16 protein-coding genes are annotated in these 25,658 nt (G+C 66.4%); 12 read left to right on the top strand and 4 right to left on the bottom strand.

Going from position 1 to position 25,658, the window contains the following annotated elements; translation table 11 throughout:
* Window positions 1–4: 4 nt before the first annotated feature.
* The 9 genes from AC2S9W_RS14860 (at window position 5) to AC2S9W_RS14900 (ending at window position 12,557) form a co-directional block, all read left to right on the top strand.
* Window positions 5–1,702 (top strand): DUF885 domain-containing protein, encoded by a 1,698-nt coding sequence (locus AC2S9W_RS14860; protein ID WP_486571163.1) that lies wholly within the window; start codon window positions 5–7, stop codon window positions 1,700–1,702.
* An 89-nt stretch (window positions 1,703–1,791) separates the two neighbouring features.
* Window positions 1,792–3,051 (top strand): D-amino acid dehydrogenase, encoded by a 1,260-nt coding sequence (locus AC2S9W_RS14865; protein WP_486571164.1) that lies wholly within the window; start codon window positions 1,792–1,794, stop codon window positions 3,049–3,051.
* A 29-nt stretch (window positions 3,052–3,080) separates the two neighbouring features.
* Entirely contained in the window at window positions 3,081–3,425 is a 345-nt protein-coding gene (locus AC2S9W_RS14870; protein WP_486571165.1) for a RidA family protein, read from the top strand.
* A 149-nt stretch (window positions 3,426–3,574) separates the two neighbouring features.
* Entirely contained in the window at window positions 3,575–4,735 is a 1,161-nt protein-coding gene (locus tag AC2S9W_RS14875; protein WP_486571166.1) for an aminotransferase class I/II-fold pyridoxal phosphate-dependent enzyme, read from the top strand.
* A gap of 364 nt (window positions 4,736–5,099) precedes the next feature.
* Window positions 5,100–5,921 (top strand): GDSL-type esterase/lipase family protein, encoded by an 822-nt coding sequence (locus AC2S9W_RS14880; RefSeq protein WP_486571167.1) that lies wholly within the window; start codon window positions 5,100–5,102, stop codon window positions 5,919–5,921.
* Between the two features lie 522 nt (window positions 5,922–6,443).
* Window positions 6,444–7,208, top strand: coding sequence for a tannase/feruloyl esterase family alpha/beta hydrolase (locus tag AC2S9W_RS14885; RefSeq protein ID WP_486572094.1), 765 nt, complete (start codon window positions 6,444–6,446; stop codon window positions 7,206–7,208).
* Window positions 7,209–7,237: 29 nt separating this feature from the next.
* Window positions 7,238–7,495, top strand: a complete 258-nt coding sequence (locus AC2S9W_RS14890) for a fibronectin type III-like domain-contianing protein (RefSeq protein ID WP_486572095.1) — start codon at window positions 7,238–7,240, stop codon at window positions 7,493–7,495.
* An 801-nt stretch (window positions 7,496–8,296) separates the two neighbouring features.
* Window positions 8,297–9,859, top strand: a complete 1,563-nt coding sequence (locus AC2S9W_RS14895) for a tannase/feruloyl esterase family alpha/beta hydrolase (RefSeq protein ID WP_486571168.1) — start codon at window positions 8,297–8,299, stop codon at window positions 9,857–9,859.
* Between the two features lie 91 nt (window positions 9,860–9,950).
* On the top strand, window positions 9,951–12,557 hold the full coding sequence (locus tag AC2S9W_RS14900; RefSeq protein ID WP_486571169.1) for a glycoside hydrolase family 2 TIM barrel-domain containing protein: 2,607 nt from the start codon (window positions 9,951–9,953) through the stop codon (window positions 12,555–12,557).
* A 126-nt stretch (window positions 12,558–12,683) separates the two neighbouring features.
* On the opposite strand, the gene AC2S9W_RS14905 is transcribed toward AC2S9W_RS14900, so the two are convergent.
* Entirely contained in the window at window positions 12,684–15,143 is a 2,460-nt protein-coding gene (locus AC2S9W_RS14905; protein WP_486571170.1) for a family 78 glycoside hydrolase catalytic domain, read from the bottom strand.
* Window positions 15,140–16,633 carry a carboxylesterase/lipase family protein gene (locus AC2S9W_RS14910; RefSeq protein WP_486571171.1) on the bottom strand — a complete coding sequence of 498 codons (1,494 nt, stop codon included), beginning with the start codon at window positions 16,631–16,633 and terminating at the stop codon, window positions 15,140–15,142. The genes AC2S9W_RS14905 and AC2S9W_RS14910 overlap by 4 nt, the downstream gene beginning before the upstream one ends.
* A 309-nt stretch (window positions 16,634–16,942) precedes the next feature.
* On the opposite strand from AC2S9W_RS14910, the gene AC2S9W_RS14915 reads away from it, so the two are divergent.
* Window positions 16,943–18,619: a tannase/feruloyl esterase family alpha/beta hydrolase gene (locus AC2S9W_RS14915; protein ID WP_486571172.1), complete on the top strand. Its 1,677-nt coding sequence runs from the start codon at window positions 16,943–16,945 to the stop codon at window positions 18,617–18,619.
* Window positions 18,620–18,758: 139 nt separating this feature from the next.
* Here the strand turns inward: AC2S9W_RS14915 and AC2S9W_RS14920 are convergent, their stop codons facing one another.
* Complete coding sequence (locus AC2S9W_RS14920; protein WP_486571173.1) at window positions 18,759–19,199, bottom strand: GlcG/HbpS family heme-binding protein; 441 nt, start codon at window positions 19,197–19,199, stop codon at window positions 18,759–18,761.
* A gap of 62 nt (window positions 19,200–19,261) precedes the next feature.
* Complete coding sequence (locus AC2S9W_RS14925) at window positions 19,262–20,116, bottom strand: phytanoyl-CoA dioxygenase family protein (protein WP_486571174.1); 855 nt, start codon at window positions 20,114–20,116, stop codon at window positions 19,262–19,264.
* 188 nt (window positions 20,117–20,304) lie between these two features.
* On the opposite strand from AC2S9W_RS14925, the gene AC2S9W_RS14930 reads away from it, so the two are divergent.
* Together AC2S9W_RS14930 and AC2S9W_RS14935 are read left to right on the top strand one after the other, a co-directional pair.
* On the top strand, window positions 20,305–22,104 hold the full coding sequence (locus AC2S9W_RS14930) for a CocE/NonD family hydrolase (protein WP_486571175.1): 1,800 nt from the start codon (window positions 20,305–20,307) through the stop codon (window positions 22,102–22,104).
* A 28-nt stretch (window positions 22,105–22,132) separates the two neighbouring features.
* Window positions 22,133–25,531 (top strand): glycosyl hydrolase, encoded by a 3,399-nt coding sequence (locus AC2S9W_RS14935; protein ID WP_486571176.1) that lies wholly within the window; start codon window positions 22,133–22,135, stop codon window positions 25,529–25,531.
* Window positions 25,532–25,658: the final 127 nt, after the last annotated feature.

Genomic DNA, 25,658 nt, shown 5'->3' on the forward strand with positions numbered 1-25,658 from the left:
AGCTATGCAATTCGATACGCGCAACATGAACCTTGCTCTCAAGGTGATCGACGAGGTCACCGGCGAGCGCGGCAGATCCCCCTTCGCGGTGCTCGCGCAAGGCATCATGCCGACGAGCTTGCCCGATCTGGGTTATGACGAGGCGGTGCGCATCTCCAAGCTTGGAAGCGAGCTGCTCGAACGCGCTGACGCGGTCGATGCGGGGGCCCTGCCCGGCGACCTCGGCCTGACATTCGAGATCGCACGCGGGCAGGCGAAGATCTGGTCGCGCTGCGGCGACTGGTATTGGCTGATAATCGACGCCTCCTTCCCGGTCGCCTTCCTGCCGACGGTTTATGGCGGGGGTTATCTGCTCAACACCCTGAAATCCGTCTTCGCTGCGCTCGAGGTGAAATCACGCGGCGATCAACATCGCTATCTCGCGCTGGTGCATGATTATGGGCGGCTGGTGTCGCAGATGGAGGAGCGCACCCGCGGTCAGGCCGAGCGCGGCATTTTCATCCCCAAGCCGCAGCTCGAGCTTTGCTGCCCGCTGATGCGGAATGCGCGGACGGCCGCGATCAACGATCTGGCGATGTCCCCTGACCGCGTGAGCGGCATCGGCTCGGAAGATTTCGCTGCGCAGCTGCAGGCCGCGCTCGATACGGCAGTGTTGCCCGCATTCGACTCGCTCATCGCCTATCTCGAGGACCCCGCTTATGCGGCGAAGGCGCCCGATACCGTCGGGCTGAGCCAGTATCCGGGCGGCGCCGCGGTCTATGCCGAGCTGGTGCAACTGCACACCACGCTGGAGCTTACGCCCGAGGAGGTCCACGCGCGCGGGCATGAACGCATGCGCGAGGTCAGGAGCCAGATGCGGACGCTGCTGGACGAGATGGCGTTCGAGGGCGATCCTCAGGCCTATCTCGAAGAGTTGACCGCCAACCCGAAGTGGCGGGCGGAAACAGCCGAGGGGATTGCGGACGTCTTCCAGCGCTACATCGATCGCATGGCGCCAAAGGTCGAAGAAGTTTTCCGGTTCAAACCCAGGGCGGCCTATGGCGTTCGGCCTCTCGCACCCGAGCTCACCGGATCGATGACATTCGGCTATTACTCGATGCCGTCGCCGCACCAGCCTGACGGGCGCTACCTGTTCAACGCCGTCAACCTGTCCCAGGCACCGCTGCTCAACATCGGCGCTCTCAACTATCACGAGCTCGTCCCCGGGCATCATTTCCACATCGCCTCCCAAAACGAGAATGAAGAGCTTCATGAACTGCGCAAGAAGTCGAGCTTCTCGTCGTTCAACGAAGGCTGGGCCGAATATGCGGCCACGCTCGCCGGCGAACTCGGGATGTATGAGGAGCCTGCGGAGAAATTCGGGCGACTGATGATGGATGCGTTTCTGACATGCCGGCTCGTGGTCGACACCGGGATGAATGCGCTGGGCTGGTCCCTTGAGCAGGCTCGCGAATATATGCGGGAGCATAGCTTCATGTCGGAGCGCGAGATCGAATCCGAAACGCTCCGCTACTCCTGCGGCATCCCGGGGCAGTCGCTCGCCTACAAGCTTGGTGACACCTTCCTCCTCGATCAGCGTGAGCGGATGAAAGCGGCGCTCGGCGACCGCTTCGACATCCGTGACTTCCACGACCTGGTGTTGAAGCCGGGCGGGCTGCCATTGCCCCTGGTGGCGCGGAATGTGGATGCGGCGATCGGCTGACGGACATCCGCCGGTATCGGCAAGCCACGCCTGAGCTGACCACCCGGACAACCCTATGGATACCGCCCGATGAGACGGAGAGAAAAAGCATGAAGGTCGCCGTCCTTGGCAGCGGCGTCATCGGCGTTACGTCCGCCTGGTATCTCGCCGAGGCCGGGCATGATGTCGTCGTGATCGACCGCCAGCCCGGACCCGCACTCGAGACAAGCTTTGCCAATGCCGGTGAAATCTCTCCGGGTTACGCTTCGCCATGGGCCACGCCCGGCATTCCGCAAAAGGCGATCCGGTGGCTGATGATGCGGCATGCGCCGCTGATCCTCCAGCCGGCGATCGATCGCGAGATGCTCGGATGGCTGGTCGCGATGCTGCGTAACTGCACGAGCGCGCGCTATGCGATCAACAAGGCGCGTATGGTGCGGCTTGCCGAATATAGCCGCGACCGGCTCATCGCGCTCCGTGCCGTTACCGGCATCGCCTATGACGAGCGGATGAAGGGGACGCTGCAGTTGTTCCGGACGCAAAAGCAGCTCGACGGGACCGCGAAGGACATTGCCGTCCTCCGCACCGGCGGAGTGCCATTCGAATTGCTCGATCGCGAGGGGTGCATCGCAGCCGAACCGGGGCTCGCCGCAGCGCACGAGAAGATCGTCGGCGGTCTCCGTCTTCCGGGCGACGAAACGGGCGACTGCTTCAAATTCACCGGCGCACTCGCTGCGATGGCTGCCGAACGCGGCGTCCGGTTCCGCTATGGCGAAGCGATCCGGTCATTGGCAATCGACGGCGCGCGCATCGTCGGCGTCGAAACCGATCGCGGCCGGATCACTGCCGATTGCTATGTCCTCGCGCTCGGCAGCCATTCGGCGGCGATGCTGCGACCGATCGGACTCAAGCTACCCGTCTATCCGGTGAAGGGTTATTCGATCACGGTCCCGATCGTCGACGCGGCGCGCGCGCCCGAATCGACGCTGATGGACGAAAGCTACAAGATCGCTATCACGCGGCTCGGCGAGCGCATTCGCGTCGGCGGAATGGCGGAGATTTCGGGATATAACAACATGCTCCCCGAGCGCCGCCGCGCCACGCTCGTCCACTCGCTCACCGACCTCTTCGCGGGCGCCGGCGACATCGACGCCGCCAGCTACTGGTCCGGACTCAGGCCGATGACCCCCGACGGTACGCCCGTCATCGGGGCGACGCCCTATGGCAATCTCTTCCTCAATACCGGTCACGGAACCTTGGGCTGGACGATGGCGTGCGGGTCGGGCCGGCTGATCGCCGATCTGGTCAGCGGCCGCGCGCCCGACATCGAGGCTGAAGATCTTTCCATCGCGCGTTATGGCATGCGCTGAGTTTGCCCTCACAAAATGAAAGGAAAAACATGACGATCACTCGCATCCAGTCCGGCGCGCGCATGAGTCAGGCCGTCGTCCATGGCGACACCGTCTATCTCGCCGGTCAGGTCGGCGCTCCGGGCGAAAGCGTAATCAACCAGACGCAGGCGATCCTCGGGCAGATCGAGGCGCTGCTCGCCGAAGCCGGCTCGGAAAAGGCAAAGATCCTGTCGGCGACGATCTGGCTCGCGGACATGGCGGATTTCGCCGAAATGAACGCGGTCTGGGACAAATGGGTCGATGGGAAGGATGCCCCTGCCCGCGCGACCGGCGAAGCCAGGCTCGCGACGCCTGACTACAAGGTCGAAATCATCGTCATCGCTGCGCGATGACGAGCATATTCCCAAGTTAAGTCGAGCCTGTATCGAAGTTGCTTTCGATCTGACCGCAATCGGACAGCAGGCGTCTGACCTGAAATCCGGATAAGAGACGGACACCGACACCAGGCATTCGGTGGATATAAAGATGGAGCAAGTTTCCCATGCCGATCGAGATCGATCCCTTTCATGCCATTGCCGTCAGCCGGCTCGCACATCGGTTGCGGGCCGAAGGACGGTCGGTGATCCACATGGAGTTCGGCCAACCCTCGACTGGCGCCCCGGCGGCGGCGATCAGGGCCGCGCACGACATCCTCGATACCGACGGCATGGGCTATTGGGAAAGCCCGGGGCTGAAAGCGCGGATCGCGGCGCATTATGACGAAGCCTATGGAGTAGCGGTCAATCCGGAGCAGGTCATCCTCACCTGCGGCGCTTCGCCGGCGCTGGTCCTCGCTCTTTCCTGCCTGTTTTCCCCCGGCGCGCGCGTCGCGCTCGCGAGACCCGGCTATGTTGCCTACAGAAACACGCTGAAAGCGCTTCATCTCGAGCCGGTGGAACTGGCCTGCGGCGAAGCCGAGCGATTCCAGATCACCGCCGAGGCTGTCGCGCGGCTGGAGCCCGCCCCGGACGGGCTGATCCTCGCCAGCCCGGCCAATCCCACGGGCACGATCATCCCGCCGGAGGAGCTCCGGGCCCTCGCCGAGGTTTGCAAGCGCCGCGGCATCGCGCTCGTCTCTGACGAAATCTATCACGGATTGAGCTATACGCTGCCTGCCGAAACCATGCTGAAGCACGCGCCAGACGCGCTGGTCGTCAACAGCTTCTCCAAATATTTCAGCATGGCCGGTTGGCGGCTTGGCTGGCTTGTCGTTCCGGAGAGCTTGGTCGATGCCGCCCGCGCCCGAATGGGGAACTTCTTCTTGACCCCGCCCTCGCTCGCCCAGCACGCCGGCCTGATCGCCTTTGACTGCCGCGAGGAACTCGAAAGTCATATCGAAACCTATGCGCGCAATCGCGAACTCCTGCTCAAAGCCCTTCCCAAAATGGGTCTCCGGCGGATCGCACCTCCCGACGGAGCCTTTTATATCTATGCCGACGTCAGCCACCTGACGGATGACAGCCTTGCCTTCTGCGAAGCGCTGTTGCGCGATACCGGCGTTGCCATAGCTCCCGGACTGGATTTCGATCCGGTCGATGGCAACGGCTTCATACGCCTCAGCTTCGCTGTTTCCACCGACCTGATCGAGGAGGCGATCCGGCGCATTGAACCATGGTTGGCCGGCAGGGTAACCAATGGAGCCATTGTTGCTCTCACTAAATGAGATTTTTGTCCGCCCAAGCGAGTTAGCTTGCTCGCCATCTCCAATATAGATGGCGAACCTTGCGTCGCGTCCCGCTCCGGCGGAAGTACCGCGATCTCGCGGTCCGCATCATCCGGTTGCAGAACTTGGAACAACGGCAGCTTTCAAGATTTGCAATGGTCCGTCCACATGACCGAGATGAGGCGCAAAGCGGAATGGCGAGCAAGCTCCGTAGGGGAAAAACAGCAGCTCAAAACAGAGCACTCCACAAGCAGGTTGCCTTGACCGTAAATAACCATCATCAGCAAACCGCACGCCGCCACTGACCTCCGACCATTTTGCTTGCATGTCATCGGCGGCCTCAGATTCAAGGTTTCACGATCCCATGATGATTGCGATGACATTGGCATTGGCAGCAGCCGACCCGGGCTATGCACCCGTGCCCGGCGGGTTGATGGACTTTCGCTGCTTGCAATTGCCTTCCGCGCCGGCCGAGGCACTCGAATATCGCAAGGCTGTATTGGAAGCCGAAAAGGCGGGAAAGCCAATACCCGTCGCACCGCCCGATCTGGCCGCGAGATTCACCGCATGGCAGGCGTTCATCGCGAAAACGGACCCTCTGCGGCTATGCAAATATGATGCGGCCAACAAGGCGCTGCCTCCGCCAACGCGCCACCGCATCGTCTTCATGGGCGATTCCATTACCGAGGGCTGGACCGGAGACGTCTTCGGCGGCGACCGGATCAACCGCGGCATCAGCGGCCAGACAACGCAGCAGATGCTCGGCCGCTTCTATGCCGACGTGATCGCGCTCCGCCCCGCGGTCGTCCACATCCTCGCCGGCACCAACGACGTCGCGGGAATCAGCGGCGCCGCCCATCTCGAGATGGTGCAGAATAATCTGAAAGCCATGATCGACCTCGCAAGGGCCCATGGCATTCGCGTCGTCATCGGGACGGTGCCGCCCGCCAAGCGCTTTCCCTGGCGCCCGGATGTCGATCCCGTGCCATCGATCGCGGCGCTGAATGACTGGATCCGAAGCTATGCCCGCGAACGTGGCATCGAGGTGATCGATTATCATGCGGCCCTTACCGACGGACAGGGCGGGCTGGCGGCTGCCGATAGCGAAGACGGCGTGCACCCACTGCCTGCCGGCTATCTGAAGATGGCAGCGGGCGCCGAAAAGATACTCGGCGCCTCCTGGTAACATCGTTCCGGTCCCTGGGCCGCGTCATAAATGCACGCACCAGCTATTCGCGCACCGGGCGCTCCATGGTGCGGGCGGTAAGCCAGTGACGCGGCCGCCCAGCGCCACATCACCCTGCCCGCACATGTCGGCGGCAACGCGGATCGACGGGAGCGCGGGGTTGCAAAGTCGAACGAAGCGCTCCTATCGAACCTACCATGGCCCTGCGCAAAGACGCTGCAGAAGGCCCCCTGGCCGCGATCATAATGCGGGCGGCATGTCAAAGAAGAACACTCCTCATTCGCGGCGATAGCGACGGACGGGCGAGACGATCGCCCCGCCGATCCGATCATCGCCAGCGACGCAGGCGCGGCGCAATGCGCCGCACTTGCCGGGCAGACGCTGGGCGGGGCGACGATCGAGAAGGCCGACGTCATCGCCAAGGGCGGAGCGACGATTTCCCCGCTCATCAAGGCTGCGAACGACATCTGCCGCGTCTCGGCGCGGGCCACGCCGGTTCCAGGCTCGAACATCAAGCTGCGCATCTGGCTCCCCGCCAACTGGAACGGAAAGCTGCTCGGCGTCGGCGGCGCGGGCTTCAACGGCGGTTTCGCGGGCGAGTGGTTCGTCGCCGTCGGGCCGATGGCGCAAGGCTATGCCGCGGTATCGACCGATGCCGGGCACGATGCGGCCGACGATGCGAAATGGGCGCTGAACCAGCCCGAGAGGATCATCGACTATGGCCATCGCGCGGTGCATGCCGGGACGGTCGCGGCAAAGGCGGTCATCGCGCGCCATTATGGCCGCTCGGCAAGCCGCGCCTATTTCCAGGGATGTTCGAACGGCGGACGCGACGCGCTGATGATCGCGCAGCGTTATCCCGGGGATTATGACGGTATCGTCGCGGGCGCGCCCGCCAATGACTGGACGGCGCTGATGGCCCCCTTCGCGCATGGCGCGCAGCTCGGCCTGCGCTATCCCGGATCGGCGTCGGCGGGCTCCAAGCTCAAACTGGTCCATGAGGCGGCGGTCGCGAAGTGTGATGCCGACGACGGCGTAAAGGACGGGCTGATCGGCGCGCCGAATACATGCCGCTTCGATCCGGCGGTGCTGCAATGCAAATCGGGGGACGGCCCGTCGTGCCTCGCCAAGCCCGAAGTCGCCGCGCTGCGAGCCATCTATCGGGGTTCGCGAAGACCGGACAGAAGCCACTCTTCCCCTTCGGTTACGGCCTCACCTACACGAGCTTTCGCTACAGCGATCTCAAGCTCACCGGCGGCGATACATCGACCGCGACCTTCACGGTAAGCAACACCGGCAAGCGCGAAGCCGTCGCAATCCCGCAAGTCTATGTCCAGCTGCCCGACCCCGATATCCCGCCGCGTCTCGCCGGGTGGCAGACGGTGCCGCTCAAGCCCGGCGAGAGCAAGACCGTGACGGTGGCGGCCGAACCGCGCATCCTCGCTTCCTTCGACACGTCGCTTATCGGCTGGCGGATCGACGCCGGCACTTACCGGTTCAGCCTCGCCGCCTCGGCTGAGGATGTGAAGCTGACGGACACGGTCCGGCTGGAGCGCGGTTTCATCGAGCCGTGACGGGGCAGCCCGGCTCGGCGTCCCGCAAGGTGAGCAGCCCCAAATCACCTGAACGCGGATCGACGGTGTGAAAAGCCCGCGCGGGATAAGGCTGGTCAGGAGCGAGTTTCTTCGGCCACCATTCCGGCATCGCTCCCCGGGCGACCGCGCCCGATGAGCGTGACCGGTCCGCTCAACCCCGACCGCCGGATCGGCGCTTCGGGCCGGAAGGTCGACAAGGGAGTATAGGCGATACGCGTTGCCCCGGGCTGATTGTCGCCGATCAAACGGCTCTTCCAAAGGTCGCGACCTCGACCTCGAGACGATTCAGGCGAACTGCGGCCGAACGGGCTGGTCGATGACGGACGCCACCACATAAATCTGGCATAATGCTTCCGATCGGTGATGCAGAGGATGATGCCAGGATACGCGCGGAGGTGGGCGCCGTGCTCCTCCCGGTCGTGAGCGAACCGCCCAACTCCGACCGGCATTCGAGCGCCATATAAAACAGTCAGACTAGCTTGCTAGTCGGCGTGCTTTATGCGATCAGCACAGGTGAAAAATGTCAGCGTCCGGATTCACGACGCATGGATTGAGGGGAACTGAGAGTGACCAGGCGCCATATTTCGTCCATCGCGCTGATCCCTACTTTCTTTGCGACCGCGAAATCGACGGGAGCCGAGCTCCGGGTCCGAGCAACCGAAATCGAAAGCCGCGGATACGAACGCACGCGTGCTGCCATCCCCTGAACCCCCGCTTGGCCATGCGGCGAGAGGAGTATCTCGTATGAAACTGACACGGACCGGATTGATTGGCACGGCCATGGCCACCCTCTCGGCCTGTACGGGAGTGGCCATGCAGGCGCAGCCCGGCGCGGCAGCAGAACAAACGACCGCTCTTCCGGGCGGCGACGAGGCGGCGCGCTGCGCCGCGCTCCTCGGCACCGAGGTCGAGGGCGCGACGATCACCAGCGCCAAATTCATTGCCGCAGGCGCCGAACTGCCGCCCTTCAAGGTCCCTGCCCGCTCGGGCATCTGCCAGGTGCGCGCGTCGATTTCGCCGGTGCCGACCTCGAAGATCCAGATGGAAATCTGGCTCCCGGCTCAGTGGAACAACAAGATGCTCGGGCTTGGCGGGAGCGGCACGAGCGGCGGCATGGTCATGGCGCCGCTGACCTTTCCGCAGCCGGTCAACGCCGGCTATGTGACGATCGCGACCGACGCCGGCCATGATAATACGGACCAGCCCGACTGGGCTTTCAAGCAGCCCGAGCGCCTCATCGACTATGGACATCGCGCCAACCATCTGGGTGCGGGCATCACCAAGGCTCTGATCGCGCGCTATTATGGAGCGCCCGCCAAGCGCGCCTATTTCCAGGGCTGCTCGAACGGCGGACGCGATGCCCTCATGCTGGCGCAGCGCTATCCCGGCGATTATGATGGGATCATCGCCGGGGCCGCGGCGAACCGCTTCGTGTCGCTGATGACGCGGTTCGGCGTCTTCAGGCAGGCGATGGAGACGCTGCCGCCTGACAGCCTCACCGCCAAGATGCCCTTGCTCCATGAGGCCGCGCTCAAGGCGTGCGACGCGCGCGACGGAACGAAGGACGGCCATGTCGAGAATCCCCGCGCCTGCGGCTTCGATCCCGCGGTTCTCGCGTGCAAGCCGGGACAGGATCCCAAGGCCTGCCTCGCGGCGCCCGAGGTCACGGCGCTGCAGACGCTCTATCGCGACGTGAAGACGAGCAGCGGCCAGTTTATCGACTATGGCCTGCCCGCCGGCAGCGAATATCTCTGGGGCGAATGGTGGACCAAGACCAAGTCGACCGGCGGCGATTTCCCGCCCAAGATGTTCGGCTATTTCGTCTATGACAACAAGGACTGGACGATGGCCGACTTCGATCTCGACCGCGACTGGCCGGCGGCGATGCGCAAGCTCGCCGGCGTGCTCGAGGCGACCGATCCCGACATCCGCCCGTTCGTGAAAGGCGGCGGGAAGCTGATGATGTATCATGGCTGGGACGACCAGGCCGTCGCGCCCGAGAACAGCATCGATTATTTCACCGCCGCGCGGAAAAAGCTTGGCGGCCGCTCGGAGGCCGCGCAGCTCTACATGGTCCCCGGAATGGGCCATTGCTTCGACGGCAACGGCTTCCCGACGGTCGATTTCGTCGGCGCGATGGACCGCTGGTTCGAGACCGGCAAGGCGCCGCAGCGCATCGTCGCCGAAAAGCCCGTGAATGTGATGGTGGCGCTCGCCGGCATCCCGGCAAAGCCGCTTAAGACCCGGCCGCTCTGCCCATGGCCCAAGGTCGCGCGCCACGACGGCCAGGGATCGATGGACGAGGAAAGCAGCTTCAGCTGCGTCGCTCCGGAATCGAAATGACCCCGGCACGCGGGACGGGCCGCCAACGAAAGGAACCGCCCGCCTTCGACGGGCGGCAGGCCATGCGCCTTGGCGCGTCGAGGGAGAGATCATGGGCGTGAAGTCATGGGAACAGGGCGGCGCTGTGAGCCGCCGCGCGCTGCTCGCCGCGGGCGCAGGCTTGTCGGCGCTCGCGATCGCGCCGATCGGCCTCGCACGAACCGGGTCCAGCCTTCCGCGGCTGACGTCGCTGTTCGACGAGGGCTGGCTGTTCTGGCCGGGCGAGGCCGAGGGCGGCGAGCAAGTCGCCTTCGACGACCGCGGCTGGAATGCGGTGCATCTGCCGCATGACTGGAGCATCGAGGACCGCCCGGGCGCGCCCCTGACATCGGGCGACTGGACGCCTCCCGCCGCGACATGGACCCTCAAACGCGCGCCGCGCACCCCTGACAATTTCCTGACGGGCTATGACGAACCGCTGGTCGAAGGCGCCCCCCTCAGGGTCGGTCCCTTCGACCTTGCCGCGTCGGCACCGCGCGCCATGATGCGCGGCGCGACCGTCGGCGGGATCGGCTGGTATCGCAAGAGCTTCGTCGCGCCCGACCTCAAGCCCGGCGACCGCGTCGAAATCCAGTTCGATGGCGCCTATTCGGAAAGCGAGGTCTGGCTGAACGGGGTGCGGCTCGGCGCCAGCGTCTATGGCTTTGGCGCCTTCACCCTCGACATGACGGCGCACATCAGGCCCGGCGAGCGCAACCTGCTCGCGGTCCGCGTCGTCAATGTCGGCGACACCGCGCGCTGGTATACAGGTTCGGGCATCAATCGCCATGTCTGGCTGCGCGTGACCGGGCCCGTGCGTGTCGCACCCTGGGGCGTTGCGGTTTCGACGCCCGAGGTAAACGCAGCATCGGCGAGGGTGCAAATCGATGTCGAGCTTGAAAATCATCTCGCGGCGCCCGCGCGCGCCGAGGTCGTCGTTGCGCTGCGCGATGCCAGCGGACGCCGCGTCGGCTCGGGTCGGGCAGAGGCCTTGCTGCCGGCGAGCGGCAAGGGTGCAGCGCGCGCCAGTCTGAGCCTTGCCCGGCCGGACCTGTGGAGCCCGGACGCGCCCCACCTCTACACCGCCGAACTATCGGTCGCGGCGGGGGGCGCCGCGACCGATCAAGCCTCCACCCGCTTCGGCATCCGCACGATCGAGGTTTCGGCCGCACGAGGCCTCCGGATCAACGGCACCGCATATAAGCTGAAGGGCGCGTGCCTTCACAGCGACAACGGGCTCATCGGGACGGCGGCGTTCGACGGGGCGGAGCGGCGAAAGGCCGAACTGCTCAAGACATTCGGCTATAATGCGGTCCGTCTCGGCCACCAGATGTTTCCCAAGGCCTTTCTCGATGCCTGCGACGAACTGGGTCTGATGGTCATCGACGAAGTCTTCGACATGTGGGAGGAGCCCAAGGTCGCCGGCGATTATTCGAAGCATTTCAAGGCGCACTGGCGCGACAATATGGCGGGCATGATCCGCCAGGACCGCAATCACCCGAGCGTCATCTTCTGGAGCATCGGCAACGAGATCCCCGAACGCGAGCAACCGCGGGGCGCCGAAATCGCCGCGGAACTGCGCGCGCTTATCCTGTCGATGGATCGATCGAGGCCGCTCACCGCGGGCATCAACGGCCCTACCGGCGCGAAGGGCGAGATCACCCGCCGCAGCATCGATGTGGTCGGCTATAATTATCAGCTTAAGCACCATGCCAGCGACCATGCGGACTATCCGGACATGGTCATGATGTCGACCGAGCAATGGGCCGCCGACATTCACGACGGCTGGCGCCTTACCGAAGCCAACCCCTGGATGCTCGGCGAATTCGTCTGGACAGGTATCGACTATATCGGCGAGGTCGGCGTCGGCGGCACCGACCTCAAGCCCGCGTCCGATACGCTCGACTGGAAAACCTTCGCGATCTTCCTCTGGGATTATCCCGCATTTACCTCGGGCTGCGGCGAAATCGACATATTGGGGCTGCGCAAGCCGCAGGGCCTTTACCGCGACGTCCTCTGGGGCAACAGCGATCTCGAACTCCTCATCCATCGCCCGCTACCCGACGGGATGGCCGAGCGGCGCGGCCCCTGGTCATGGTATGACGAGCTCGAGAGCTGGACCTGGCCGGGACATGAAGGAAAAGCGATCACGGTGCGCGCCTATAGCTCGGGCGACGAGGTGCGGCTGCTGCTCAACGGGGAGGAGGTCGCCCGCCGATCGGTCGCCGCGCCCGCGGAGCAGCTGACAGCCACTTTCGAACTGCCCTATGCGCCGGGCGAGCTGGTCGCGGCCGCATTTCGCGGCGGCCGCGAGATCGCCCGCAAGCGGCTGGAGACGGCCGGCGCGCCGGCTCGGCTGAGATTGCGCGCCGAACGGTCCGACCTCGCCGCCTCCCCCAATGACCTTGGCTATATATTTGCCGAAATCCTCGACGCCGATGGCCGGCTGGTGCCCGACGCCCAGGTGCCGCTGGTCTTCTCGCTGGAAGGGCCGGCCATCATCAAGGCGACGGGATCGGCCAATCCGCGCGGTATCAAGAGCTTCACGGATCCGCGAACATTGACCTTCCATGGCACCGCGCTGGCGATCGTCCAGCCGGGCGGCAAGCCCGGCCGGGCGACGCTCCATGTCACCAGCCCCGGGCTCGAGAGCAGCGCGCTCGCGCTCCGGCTCGGCTGAACCGACGCGGATGGTCGCGCTTCGCTGCGCGGATCGCGCCAGGCGCCGCCGCGCGCGCGCGCCTGCACTCGCGCGAACACCCGGCCAACGACGCAATTGAACGCCGTTTCGCGGGCCGGCTCGCCTTCAGCGTGCCGTCCCCGCCTCGCGGCATATGTCCGTACAGGCGATGACATTGGTCCCGCCCGCGAGCGGTACCGACGCATCCCTCCAGCGGAAGGTGCCGGCAAGTCCCTGCGGCAAACGGACCGTACCGAGGAGGCCGTTGGCGCCGCTGCGCCGCAGATCGACCTCGATGATGCCGGCCGGATGCGGCATGCGCCCCGAGGCGCGCCGCAGCGTGCCGAGCGCAGGCTCGATACGGACCGAGCGAAATCCCGGCGATCCCGGGCGGATGCCGAGCACCGTCGCGAGCAGATGATAATTGGGGTGCGCGCTCCAGGCGTGCGAGTCCGAACGGCTCGGCTCGGGCGCTTCGGCCGTGGAGGTCATGCCGTTCTGCAACATCGTACGCCAGGGCCCCAGTCCCTCGATGTAGCGGTCGGCCATCCCGGCGCGCTGCAGCGCCTCGTCGACATAATAGCGAAAATAGAGGCTGGCCTGGATCAGCGTCTTGTCCTCGATGATCTTCGTCATCACCGCGGCGCGCTGCCCCTCCGGCACCGCATCGGCGAGGATCGCGAGCGCGTTCGCCTGCTGCCCGAAGCGGCGCACCTCGGGTGCCTCCATGAACAATTCGCGCGCCGGATCCCAGGCGCGCGCGCGAACCGCCGCCACGAGCGCATCGGCCTGCGCCCGGTTGCGCAGCGCCGCTTCCTTCCGGCCGAGCGCGTCTTCGAGATCGGCGGCCTCGCGCAGCGCAAGGACGAGCTGGAGCGAAAAGGCCGTGTTATGCCCGTCGTCGGCGCCCGGCGGCCGCCCGCCCGGATAATCGGCGGTCCAGTCGAGAAAGGGCCACCAGGGGGTCGGCCCGACCATGCCGGTCTCGTCGACCAGTCCTTCATACCAGTCGAGCGTCGCGCGGACGCCGGAGAGCTGTCCTTTCACGAAATCATCGTCGGGGCGTAGCATCCAGTAATCGTGGACCATCCCGATCCACCAGAGCGAGAAGGGCGGGATACGCTGCGCCAAGGTGCTGGGATAGCTGCTGAGCGTGATCCCGTCAGGCGTTCGCGACTGCGCGAGCTGCGTTATCGCATTGCGCGCGAGGCGGTCGTCACCCGACTGGTAGATCGACATGAGCGCCTCGATGCGCGTGTCGCCCACATATTGGAGCTGCTCATAATAGGGCGTGTCCCAGAAGGTTTCGTGCGCGCTCAGCCGCAATGCGCGCCAGTTCAGCTCCCAGACCGGCTTCAGCCAGGCCGCGTCGGACTCGAAACTTGCCTTCTGCTCGAACGGATAGGCGACGAACAGGCTGTGCAGATCGTCGATGCGCAGCGGCTCGGCGCCGGTCCGGATCTCGAGCTGGACGTAGCGGAAGGCGCGCAACCAGAGCGGCGTGAACGAACGGGCCGCGCCGCCATCGAAACGGATCGTGTCGCGAAGGCCGCGAATGGTCTTGCCTTCCACAACATTGCGGTCGCCCTTATTGCCCTTCCCGTCGTAAAGGCTCTCCGCGTAGATCATGGTAAGTTCGGCGCCCGAACCGCCGCTGGTGCGCAGCACGGGATAACCCATCGTCATATGCCCATTGTCGATGAGGAGGGTCGCGCTGCTGCCGGGCGGGATCGTCAGCGCCTGCTTCCCCTCGAGAAAGCCGCTGGGGACGCGCACGCCCTCGGCGCGCCGGACCGCGGCGAAGCGGATCGCCTGCCGGTCCATCATCGGGATCGTCCGCGGGACGAGCTGCCAGTTCAGCACGAGCCCCGCCGGATGGCGCGCGCGGCGGGACGCCGCGCCGACGACCGTCGCCGCCTGCCAGCCGGGCCCGGAAAGCTCCGCGGTTTCCCATCCCCAGGGATAGGCCGCGGCGTCGATCGTCTCGCCCGGGCCCGCCACATAGAAGCCGCCGGCATCGGCCTCCGCGACGCGGGTGAAGCTGTACGAGCGATCGGTCCGCACCTTCCAGCCGGTGCCGCTGTTCAAGGCCTTGGAGGTGTCGTCGAGGCCTTCCATGAGCAGCCCGGTCCGCAGGCTGAACTGCGCGGCAGGCTTCAAATCGCCGAAATTCCACACCGTCACCGCGATGCTGTTGCGTCCCGCGCGCAGATGCCGGGCGAGGTCGAGCGTCTCGTAATTCCAGTTGAGGAGGTCGCCGCGCGCGGGTCCCTCGGCCACAAATTCGCCGTTTACGACGAGGCGGTAGCGATTGTCGGCGGAAAGCCGGACCGGAAATGTCGAAGGCTTTCCTCCAAGCTCGATGTCGCGGCGAAAAAAATAGACGCCCGCCGCCGTCGGCGACGCATCGGGCGCGGCAATCCAGAGCGCGCTCCATCGGCGATCTTCGGCGGGGCCGGATTGCGCAGCCGCCGCAGGCTGCTGCAGCGCCCAGGCACCGCCTGCGAGGCCAGCCCCGAGCGCCAACAGCAGCGCCGCGCGTTTCAATGCGAAGAGCGGGCGCTGGGGGCGCACGCCGATCGTCATGGATAGACCTCGCCGATCGTGTCGAGGGCGGCGCGGCGCGGAACGTCGGCAAGCTTCGGACCGTCGTTCGTGAGGTCCATGATCTTGCCCGCCGGGCTTTCGAACTGCGGCCATTCGGGGCGCCCGGCGCCATTGGGACTACCGCTTTTCGCAAAGCTCACCCAATAGCCGCTAATCGTGCGCGCCTGGACGGCATCGTTCGGCCCGAAACTGGGGCCGATCAGATTGTTGAACACATAGTCGCGGTCGAGCGCGTGCGGCGTGCCCTTGAGCTTGTCGCGCAGGCTCTCGGGCAGCACCGACATCTGGTAGACGAATGTCGGATTGCCGCCCGCGGCATGGAGCCGGGCGAGGTTGAGCGCGGGTTCGTTGAAGATCACGTCGCTTGCGAGGTGCAGTTCATAGCTTTCCGGATCAGGATAGGCCGCCTTGATCCGTTCGAGCGCGGCGGCATCGAACGGCGAGCTCGCCCCGCCCATGCCGCCCTTGCCGATGATGGCGGCGGGAACCGGAAATTCGAGGCTGTTCCAGCCCACCACATAGGGAACCTTCGCCTGCTTGCCGGCGCGAAAGGCCTCGGCCGGGGAAGCGGGCAGGAGCTTGCCGTCATTGATCGCGCCGCCCATCGACTGGCCGCCGAGCGCGGTCAGAATCTGCTCGGCCGTAAGCCCGCGCAAATCGGCGGCAGCGGCGTCCTTGAGCCCGGCCGCCTCCGCCAGCGCTACGCCGCTCTTTTCGGCCTCGGCGAGCGTCGGCACCTGTTCGCGCCCGAGGCCCGACTGCGAGACCGCGCGGACGAAGAGACCGCGCGCCTCGGGCGAGACCATCAGATAATTGACCGCCATGCCCCCGGCAGATTCGCCGAAGACCGTGACCTCATTCGCATCGCCGCCGAACTGCGCGATATTGGATTGCACCCATTTGAGCGCGGCGACGATGTCCATCAGCGCATAATTGGCGACCGGCCCGCCCTTCGCCTCGGCAGTGAGCGCGGGATGCGCGAAGAAGCCGAAGCGCCCGAGGCGATAGTTGATCGTGACGACGACCACTCCCTGCCGCGCGAGCGCCGCGCCGTCATACAGCGCCGCGGTGCCCGATCCGTTGACGAAGCCGCCGCCGTGAATCCAGAACATGACGGGGGCGCCCTTGGCATTGGCGGGCGCATAGACGTTGAGCGTCAGGCAATCCTCGCTCATCGGCATCGGCCCGACGCCATTGTCCTGGGCGTTATATTTTTGCTGGCAGAGCGCGCCCACCTTGTCCGCTGCGCGCACCCCGGTCCAGGGCAGGGCCGGTTGCGGCGCGCGCCAGCGCAGCTCGCCCACCGGCGGCGCAGCATAGGGGATATTCTTGAAGCTCACCACATCGCCCTCGCGCACGCCTTGCAGGCTACCCGAGGCGATCCGGACCGTCGGCGGCGCGTCCTGCGCCTGCGCCGGCGCGGCAAGGATGAGGAGGAGCGCGGCTGCGCAGCGAAGACGGTTCATCATGGGAATATCCTCTCGATTGCCGCCATCCAGCGGCTCGCCCCACCCTAAAAGCAGTCAGCACAGCCTGCAAGACGCCTTGCCGCCGAAAGGCGGACAATTTTGGCGGCGGGACAAGAATTTCAACATAATCGCGGCGCATTTTCCAAGCCATGCTGACTGGTTGTTTGTTGGTCGGGTTGACCGTAGAACGGCACGAGATGATCGGGGCGAATCAGCGCCATGCGAATGCCGAAGGCGCTCGCAATCGCTGGCAGCGATGCCGGACAAGGCGGCACGCGGACCCGAAAAGCCTTGAAGAGGGAGAGCAGGATGAACCCGGCCAGCCATGTTGAAACTGTCGCGCACCTGCCCTTGCGGCGCGGCTTTGCCGCTCTCCTTCTCCTCGCCGCAGCCGCGTTCGGCCTCCCGGCGCCGGCTTCGGCCGCAAGCCAGCCGTGCGAAAGCCTCGGCAATGGAACGCGGATCGGCAATGCGGTCGTACTGGTCGCCAAACCGATCCCCGCCGGCGACTATACCGATGCCCAGCGCAACACGCTGAAAGGCCTGCCCGCCTTCTGCCGCGTCTTTGCGCTGACGCGCCCCCATCCCTCCTCGCGCGTCCTCGTCGAAATCTGGCTTCCCGAAGCCGGCGCCTGGAACGGGAAACTCTTCGGGACGGGCAATGGCGGCGAGGCGGGCAATATCAGCACCGGCAGTCTCGCCGGCGCCCTCAAGCGCGGCTATGCGGCAGCGAACACCGACCTTGGCACCTATCCTGGCGGCCAGCCCGACATCGGCTTCCAGTTCGGCGACGGCAGCCCCGAGATGATCCGCGACTGGGCCTATCGCGGCACGCACGAAATGACCGTGCTAGCGAAGGAAATCGTCAGCCGCTATTATGGCCGCGCCGCGGAAAGATCCTATTTCGCGGGCTGCTCGACCGGCGGGCACCAGGCGCTGATGGAGGCGCAGCGCTATCCCGACGATTATGACGCGATTATCGCCGGCGCCCCGGCGCACAATCGCACCCGGCTCCACACGCGCTTCAACGCGCTGCGCCTCCTCGGCCGCGAGCCCGGCGCGGGCCTCTCCTTCCCCCTGATCCAAAGCTGGCGCACGGCGATGCTGAAAGCGTGCACCGGGCGCGATGGCGGCGCCCCCGGCGACATGTTCCTCAGCAACCCGCTCCAGTGCAATTTTGCGCCGAGCCGCTTCGCCTGCAAGCCCGGCGCCGCCAAGGACAGCTGCTTCTCGGACGCGCAGGCCGCGGCGCTTTCCAAGATCTACGATGGCACCCGCAACCCCCGCACGGGCGAGTTGATCTATTTCGGCGACCTTCGGGGCACCGAGAGCCAACTGCTCATGGTCTATGGCGACGCCGTTTTTTCGGGCCGGTTCGACATCAGCAACTGGGTCCTGCCCGCGGACCGCAGCTTTGCAAGCTTCGACTTCGATCGCGACATGGCGACGCTCGACGACACCTGGGCGGGTGAAGTCAATGCCATGAACCCCGATCTCAGCCGCTTTGCGGCACGCGGCGGCAAGCTCATCCTGTTTCACGGCTGGGAAGACGGGCTGATCACGCCGACCGACTCGATCGACTATTTCCAGCGCATCCGGGCCGACGGCCGGCAGCGTGCCGATTTCGCGCGCCTCTTCCTCGTTCCCGGCATGGGACATTGTGCGGGCGGCCCGGGACCCTCGGTCTTCGGCCAGCTTCCCGATATTCCGGCGGCGGCCGAGCCCTCGGCCGACAACGACCTGATAATCGCCCTCGACCGCTGGGTCGAAGGCGGGGCGGCGCCGGAGATGATCATGGGCCGCGGCATGCGCAAGCCCGCCGAAGCCAAGAGCGACGACCCGCTCTTCGCCTCGCGCCCGATCTGCGCCTTTCCCGCGGCCGCCCGCTACGACGGCAAGGGCGACCCGATGATCGGCACCAGCTTCAAATGCGCCAAGGCCCAGATGCCCAAATATGAACGGCCTGCCGCGCGCTATTTGCGCTAGTGTAATAAGGTCTGCGCCGGTGCCGCACGGCTCGACCTTCCGGCCCTGCCGGAACGGCCAGAGTCGCGCGAGCGCACCAACGCACACACGCCGACCAGCGCTGCGGCCTGCGACACCTTGCCGGCGGAGAAGCGAGGGCTCAGGGCGTATCGAAGCCGACCGCGCCCATGGCGGCGATCGCCGCCTCCTGGTCCTGCTCGCCGCGGCCGCCCGATACGCCGATCGCGCCGACGAGGCGGCCATCGAGGCGCAGCGGATAGCCGCCGCCGACCGCGACGACGCGCGGCAAATGGCCCATGGGCGCGTGGCTCGGATCGGCCATCAGCCGGTTCCAGACATGGGTCGGGTAGCCGAGCGAGGCTGCCGTCCACGCCTTGCCGACGCTGAGCTCGATGGTAAGAAAATGCGCGCCGTCGGTGCGCGCGAAGCCGCGCAGCGCCCCCGCCGTATCGACGACGGCCACCGAACCCTCGAATTCCGCCGCCGCGACGGCGCCCAGAGCGGCGTCGATCAGCGCGGCGGGCGCCTTGCCGCTCACCGAGGATGTCGTCACCAGAAGATCTTCAACCATGCGCGTCATGCCGCTTCCTTTCAAGGTCCGATCGCGGGCCGCATCCCGGCCCAAAAGAGTCGCGCTCCATGTCAGGGAGCCAATATGCCCGAATATGTCCCGGGCCGCCCCTGAGGCGAAATGTCCGAATAGCCGTCGATCATCCCGAGGCCCTGCCACTGCCCGAACCCGGCGAGCGCGAGCAGCTCGGGCGAAGCTCCCGCAAGGACTTCGGGGCTCAGCGAGACCGTGTGATTTTCCTGCGGGCGAAGAAAGGGAACGCAATAGGCGATGATCATGCCGTGGCGCGGGAGGTCGGTCCGGTTTTCGCCGGTTCCGTGCCAGAGCCGCCCATCCCACATCATCAGCGTTCCGGCGGGACCGGTGGCCGCAGCCGTTTCCACCTCCTCGCCATCGGCCGGCCAGCGTCCCTCAAGATGCGTGGCCGGCGCGACGCGGGTCGCGCCATTGGCTTCGCTGAAGTCGTCGAGCATCCAGAGGCTGTTCGCGATGAGCGGCAGCGACATCGCGGCCGGTGCGAAAAGCTGGTCGGCGTGGAGCCGCTGCGCAAGCCCCCCGCGCCGCGCGATATTGGCGGTGCAGGAGAAGAGCAGAAGGTCCTTGCCGAGCATATGGCGCGCGAGCGCGCGCGCCTTGTCGTTGAGCGCGAAGCGCGCGAATATGTCACCCTTGTTGAGGAGGTTCCAGACCCGCTGGTTGGCCGCCCGCTCGGCCGGGAGCGGGCTAAAGCCATTGTCCCGGTGGGCGATGCCGGCCCTCTCCTCCCCCGCCGCCTGTTCGGCGAGGCGCCGCCGCGCCTCGGCAATGTCCGCGGGAGCGGCGGCGCCCGAAAGGCGCGTGACGCCGTAGCGGTCGAGGTCGGCCTTCGCCTCCTCGAGGCCGGTTCGAACGGACGGCAAGGCCGCGGGACCGGCAGCAACAGTCATCCGATCCTCTCTCCCTGTCACAGCGCGCCGGGCCGGCGCGTCCGGCCGAACGGCGGCCAGCGAGCCGCCCCACGCGCTCCCGACATGTAGCCCTGTGACAAAAGCGGTCAATCCCGCTTGTAACTTGCACAGCTCGGTTTTATTCGAGGGGAAAGGGAAGAGGCGAGAGAAACAAAATGGCAGATAAAGTGGCCGCAAAACCTGGACGCGGGCGCAGGATCCTGAAGATCCTGCTCTGGCTGATCGCCGGACTGCTCGGGCTTCTCCTCGGTCTCGCCGCGCTTCTTTACTGGTCGCCCGGCGCGCGCGACTGGACCGCGACGCGGCTCCTCACCGATCCGATCATCGACAAAAAGCTTGCGGCGACGCCGCCGCGTAACGAGGCACAGCCGGTGCGGATCGTCGATGTGGCGATGCGCGACGGGGTAAAGCTCAGCACGCAGGTCTATCTCCCCGAGGGCAAGGGTCCCTGGCCGGTGATCGTCGTGCGCGACCCCTACAGCTTCAGCCAATATGTCTTCTGCAAGGTCTGGGTCCGCTACGGCTATGCCTGCGTCAACCAGGAGGTGCGCGGCCGCGGCAAGTCGGAAGGCACATGGTATCCGTTCGTCGACGAGCGCCGCGACGGGCTCGACACGCTCGCATGGATTCTCCGCCAGCCCTGGCAGAATGGCAAGCTCGGCCTGTCGGGCGGTTCCTATCTCGGCGTCGTCCAATGGGCGGTCGCGGGCGACCTCCCTCCCGAGGTGAAGACCTTCATTCCGGTCGTCGCGCATGGCGACGTCCATGACATCGTCTATCAGGGCGGCCTGTTCGACGAAGGACTCGCCGGCGTGTGGCTCAGCAGCCAGATGCGCTCGCCGCTCGGCATGCTCACCGCCGGCAAGGAGTGGCGCGAGAAGGTCGCGGGCCAGTTCCCGGCCAACGGCGTCGATCGCGCCGTCTTCGGCAAGACCTGGCGCGCCTATAGCGACTATATCGGGCACCCCGAGCGCGACGATCCCTATTGGCAGTCGCCGGACTATGTCGCGCTCCGCGAGGCGCACCGCAAGGTGAAGGTCCCCGTGATGATGATAGGCTTCGCCAATGATTTCTTCCTTCCCGGAATGCTCCCCACCTATGACGAGCTCCCGACGCGCGGCCAAAGCGTGATGATGGTGGGGCCCGGCAATCATGGCGGCGGTGCCGAACCCGAGATCGCGGGCAGCTACACGCGCGACTATGCCGACATGCTCGCCTGGTACGATCATCATCTGAAGGGCGCCCCGCTGCCCGCCCGGCTGAAACCCGGCGTCAATGTCTTCGTCCATGGCGCGAACGCGTGGCGCCATTATGCGCGCTGGCCGCTGCCCGAGCCGAAGACGCCGCCGCTCGAATGGCATCTCGCCGATCTCGGCAAGGCTGGCCGCTGCGACGGCGGCAGGCTCGCCGCGAGCGCCGCTGCCCCCGAACCGCCGGCGCGCTACAGCTATGATCCGCGAAAGCCCGTGCCGACGCGCGGCGGGCCGTGGGAGCTTATCGGCGACACGGTCATGGAGCAGGGCCGCGATCTGTGCGACCGGGCAGATGTCCTCTCCTTCGCCTCGGCGCCGCTTGCCGCCGACACGCTGCTCAGCGGCGCGATCCGCGTGCGGCTCGAGGTCGCGAGCGATGCGGCCGACACGGCCTTCACGGTCAAGCTCTCCGAGCATTTCGCCGACGGGCGCGTCTATAATATCCGCGACGGGATCAGCAGCCTCGCGCTACGCAATGGCGCGACGCGGCGCGCCGCATATAAGCCCGGCGAGCGCGTCGAGCTTGTCTTCGACCTGACCCCGATCCTCTGGCAGCTTCGCAAAGGCTCGCGGCTCCGCCTCGATATCAGCTCGTCGAATGCGCCCGCCTTCTTCCCGCACCCCAATCGTGCCGGGCTCTGGAGCACGGTCGCCGACCCCGTAGCCGCGCGACAGACGGTCTTCGGCGGCACGCTGACGCTGCCCGTCGAATGAGCGGAAGGTTCGCGCAAAGGATGGCGGCATGAGCCCTTTGAACCGCGTTTGCGCGGGCGCCCAAAGAGACCGGCAACACGCGCGCGGCCGCAAGACGGCGCTCGCGCTGCTGCTCGCCGCCGCGGCCTTGCCCGGCCCAGCCCTGCTCGCGCAGTCCGGGAACATGGGGGCCGCGGAAGAAGGGGCCGCCGACCAGGCGGCCGCGCCGGCGCCATCGCTCGAGGCGCTGCTCGCCGCGCCCCCGCCCGCGGCGCGCCCGCGCGTCTGGTGGCACTGGATGGACGGCAATGTGACCGAGGACGGGATCGTCAAGGACCTCGCCTGGATGGAGCGCGTCGGGATCGGCGGGGTCCAGAATTTCGACGGTTCGCTCCACACACCGCAGATCGTCGCCGAGCGCGTGCCGTTCGGCAGCGAGGCCTGGCGCGCGGCGCTCCGCCGCGCGGTCGCCGAAGCCGAAACGCGCGGCCTCGAGTTCACGATCGCAAGCTCGCCGGGCTGGAGCGAGACGGGCGGCCCCTGGGTCCGGCCCGAGCAGGCGATGAAAAAGCTCGTGTGGAGCGAGACCGAAATCGAAGGCGGCAAGCCCCTCGCCCGCGCGCTCCCTCTGCCTCCGAGCGTCAGCGGCCCCTTCCAGGAGATTGCGGGCGGCGGCGCCGAGCCATCGGCGGCGCCCCCTGCCGACCTCCCCACGCTCTACCGCGACAGCCGCGTCATCGCCTATCGCATACCCTCCGCCGACGCACTCCCGTCTCCGCGCATCACCGCCTCGGCGCCCCTCGATCTCGTGAAGCTCGCGGCCGGCGACCGCACGGCGTTCCAGAACCTCAAAATGGACGGCGACGGGCGCGGCTGGGTCGATTTCGCCTATGATGCGCCGGTGACGATGCGCGCCGCCGAGCTGGTGCTGGGGCCGGGCCCGCGCATCGGCCCCATCTATCCAAGCTGGCCGCGCGGCTGGATCGAGGCGAGCGACGACGGCAAGACCTACCGCCGCATCGCCCCCCTGCCCGAACGCGGCGCCCCGCAGCAGACCATCGCCTTTCCGGCCACGACCGCACGCCATTTCCGCCTGCTGCTCGAAGCCCATTTTGCGCCCTTCCCCGTCAAGGCCTTCGCGCCGCCGGACAAGGCGGTCGGCGCGCATGGCATTGCGCATATCCGCTTCCTTGGCGAAGCGCGCGTCGCGCGCTTCGAGGACAAGGCCGGATGGTCGACTGTCCCCGGGCTCGCTGCCGCGTCGACGCCCGCCGCAGACGCCGCCGCGCGGATCGAGACGCGCGATGTCGTCGACGTCAGCAAATATCTGCAGGCCGACGGCCTGCTGCGCTGGACGCCGCCCAAGGGGCGCTGGCGCATCCTCCGCCTCGGCTGGTCGCTCACCGGCAAGCTCAACAATCCGGCGTCCGAGGAAGGCACGGGCCTCGAGGTCGACAAGCTCAATGGCGAACATGTGAAGGCTTATGCCGACCATTATCTCGGGCTCTACGAAAAGGCGGTCGGGCGCGAGAATATGGGGACGCGCGGCATCGCCTATATGCTGAACGACAGCTATGAGGCGATGGCGGCGAACTGGACCGACGATATTCTCGCCGAGTTCGAAAAGCATCGCGGCTATGATCCCACGCCCTTCCTGCCGGTGCTGACCGGGCGGGTCGTGCAAGACTCTGCCGCGAGCGACCGCTTTCTCTGGGATTTCCGGCGCACGCTCGCCGACCTCATCGCCGACGAACATTATGGCCTGCTTTCGGCCGAGCTCAATGCCCGCGGCATGGGGCGCTATGGCGAGGCGCACGAGGCGCTGCGCGCCTTTGTCGGCGACGGGATGGAAGTGAAGAAGAGTGCCGACGTACCGATGGGCGCGACCTGGGCGCTGCCCAATGCGTCGAAGCGGCTTCCCGACATATTGGAATCGGCCTCGGTCGCGCATCTCTACGGCCAGAATATCGTCGCCGCCGAATCCTTCACCGCGATCTTTCCCTCCTACGGGTTCGATCCCGCCAAATTGAAGCCGATCGCCGACAAGATGATGGCGAACGGGGTCAACCGCTTCGTGATCCACACATCGGTCCACCAGCCCGTCGATAAGCCGGGACCCGGCATCGGCCTTGGCGGCGTCGGCCAATGGTTCACGCGCAAGGAGACCTGGGCAGAGATGGCGCGTCCCTGGAGCGACTATCTTGCGCGTTCGAGCGCGCTCCTCCAGCAGGGCCGCTTCGCCGCCGACATCGCCTGGTTCTACGGCGAGGACGACAATATCACGGCGCTCTACGACGATCATCCCCCGGCGGTTCCCGAAGGCTATGGGTTCGATTTCGTGAACGGCGATGCGATCCGCAATTTGCTCGCCGCCGATGCACAGGCGATCAGCGCGCCGTCGGGCGCGCGCTACCGGCTCATCGCGATCGACCCCGCGGCGCGCATGACGCTGCCGACCTTGCGCAAGCTCGACGCGCTGTCGCGCGCCGGCGCGGTGATCGCCGGGCCGCGCCCCGCCGCCTCACCGAGCCTTGCCGACGACCAGGCCGAATTTGCCCGGCTCGCCGGCGCGGTCTGGAGCCGGCGGGACCGCAGCTTTGCGACGCTCGAGGCCGCGCTCGAGGCGCTGGACCTTGCCCCCGACGCGCGCCTTGGACATGAGGCCCTCGCCTTCATTCACCGCAAGCTCGCCGACGCCGACATTTATTTCATCGCCAATCTTGGCGACGAGCCGGTCGAGACCCGCGCTTCCTTCCGCCTTTCGGGCCGTGCTCCCGAGATCTGGCGCGCCGACACGGGCGCGATGGCGCGGGCAAGCTATGACATGACGCGGGATCGCACCGATGTGCCGCTGGCGCTCGGCGCCCATGACGCGCTGTTCGTCGTTTTCCGGAACCCCGCCGCAGCCCCTTCTTATCGGGCTCCTCCCGAGACGCTCACCCGGATCCGGACGATCGACGGCCCCTGGGAGCTCGAATTCCCCGGAGGCAGCGGCGCACCATCCGCGCTCACCCTCCCCGCGCTCGCCTCCTGGACCGAGAGCAAGGCGGCCGCCGTGCGCTATTTTTCGGGAACCGCCCGCTATCGCAAGACCCTCGATATCCCGGCCATTCCCAAGGGAGGCCGGCTCGTCCTCGACCTTGGCGCGGTCGCCAATGTCGCGCGGGTGACGGTCAATGGCCGCGAGGCGGGCTATGCCTGGAAGGCCCCCTACCGCGTCGATATCGGCGACATGGCGCGCCCCGGGTCCAACAGGCTCGAGATCGAGGTGGCGAACCTCTGGCCGAACCGGATGATCGGCGACAAGCAGCCGGGCGCCGGATCGCCGCGCGCCGAAGCGGCATTCGATCCGTTCAAGGCGGACAGCCCGCTGCTCCCATCGGGGCTCTTGGGCCCTGTCCAGCTGCTGTTCGCCGTTCCGATAGATCGGGAAGAAGCCGGGGATTGACGGGACCCTGACTGCCGTGCGGGCCCGCGCGCCTATTGAAACTTACAATCAGATTTGACCGTATCATTCAGCCCCGGTAATGCTGACGCCAGCAACAGGCGGCCGCGGGACACGGACCGTCGAGCCA

This window comes from Sphingopyxis sp. 550B, assembly GCF_057401805.1.

Excerpts from the sequence above, each read along its gene's own strand:
- AC2S9W_RS14860 (WP_486571163.1), top strand. The coding sequence starts at position 5 with ATGCAATTCGATACGCGCAACATGAACCTTGCTCTCAAGGTGATCGAC.
- AC2S9W_RS14865 (WP_486571164.1), top strand. The coding sequence starts at position 1,792 with ATGAAGGTCGCCGTCCTTGGCAGCGGCGTCATCGGCGTTACGTCCGCC.
- AC2S9W_RS14870 (WP_486571165.1), top strand. The coding sequence starts at position 3,081 with ATGACGATCACTCGCATCCAGTCCGGCGCGCGCATGAGTCAGGCCGTC.
- AC2S9W_RS14875 (WP_486571166.1), top strand. The coding sequence starts at position 3,575 with ATGCCGATCGAGATCGATCCCTTTCATGCCATTGCCGTCAGCCGGCTC.
- AC2S9W_RS14880 (WP_486571167.1), top strand. The coding sequence starts at position 5,100 with ATGATGATTGCGATGACATTGGCATTGGCAGCAGCCGACCCGGGCTAT.
- AC2S9W_RS14895 (WP_486571168.1), top strand. The coding sequence starts at position 8,297 with ATGGCCACCCTCTCGGCCTGTACGGGAGTGGCCATGCAGGCGCAGCCC.
- AC2S9W_RS14900 (WP_486571169.1), top strand. The coding sequence starts at position 9,951 with ATGGGCGTGAAGTCATGGGAACAGGGCGGCGCTGTGAGCCGCCGCGCG.
- AC2S9W_RS14905 (WP_486571170.1), bottom strand. The coding sequence starts at position 15,143 with ATGACGATCGGCGTGCGCCCCCAGCGCCCGCTCTTCGCATTGAAACGC.
- AC2S9W_RS14910 (WP_486571171.1), bottom strand. The coding sequence starts at position 16,633 with ATGATGAACCGTCTTCGCTGCGCAGCCGCGCTCCTCCTCATCCTTGCC.
- AC2S9W_RS14915 (WP_486571172.1), top strand. The coding sequence starts at position 16,943 with ATGAACCCGGCCAGCCATGTTGAAACTGTCGCGCACCTGCCCTTGCGG.
- AC2S9W_RS14920 (WP_486571173.1), bottom strand. The coding sequence starts at position 19,199 with ATGACGCGCATGGTTGAAGATCTTCTGGTGACGACATCCTCGGTGAGC.
- AC2S9W_RS14925 (WP_486571174.1), bottom strand. The coding sequence starts at position 20,116 with ATGACTGTTGCTGCCGGTCCCGCGGCCTTGCCGTCCGTTCGAACCGGC.
- AC2S9W_RS14935 (WP_486571176.1), top strand. The coding sequence starts at position 22,133 with ATGAGCCCTTTGAACCGCGTTTGCGCGGGCGCCCAAAGAGACCGGCAA.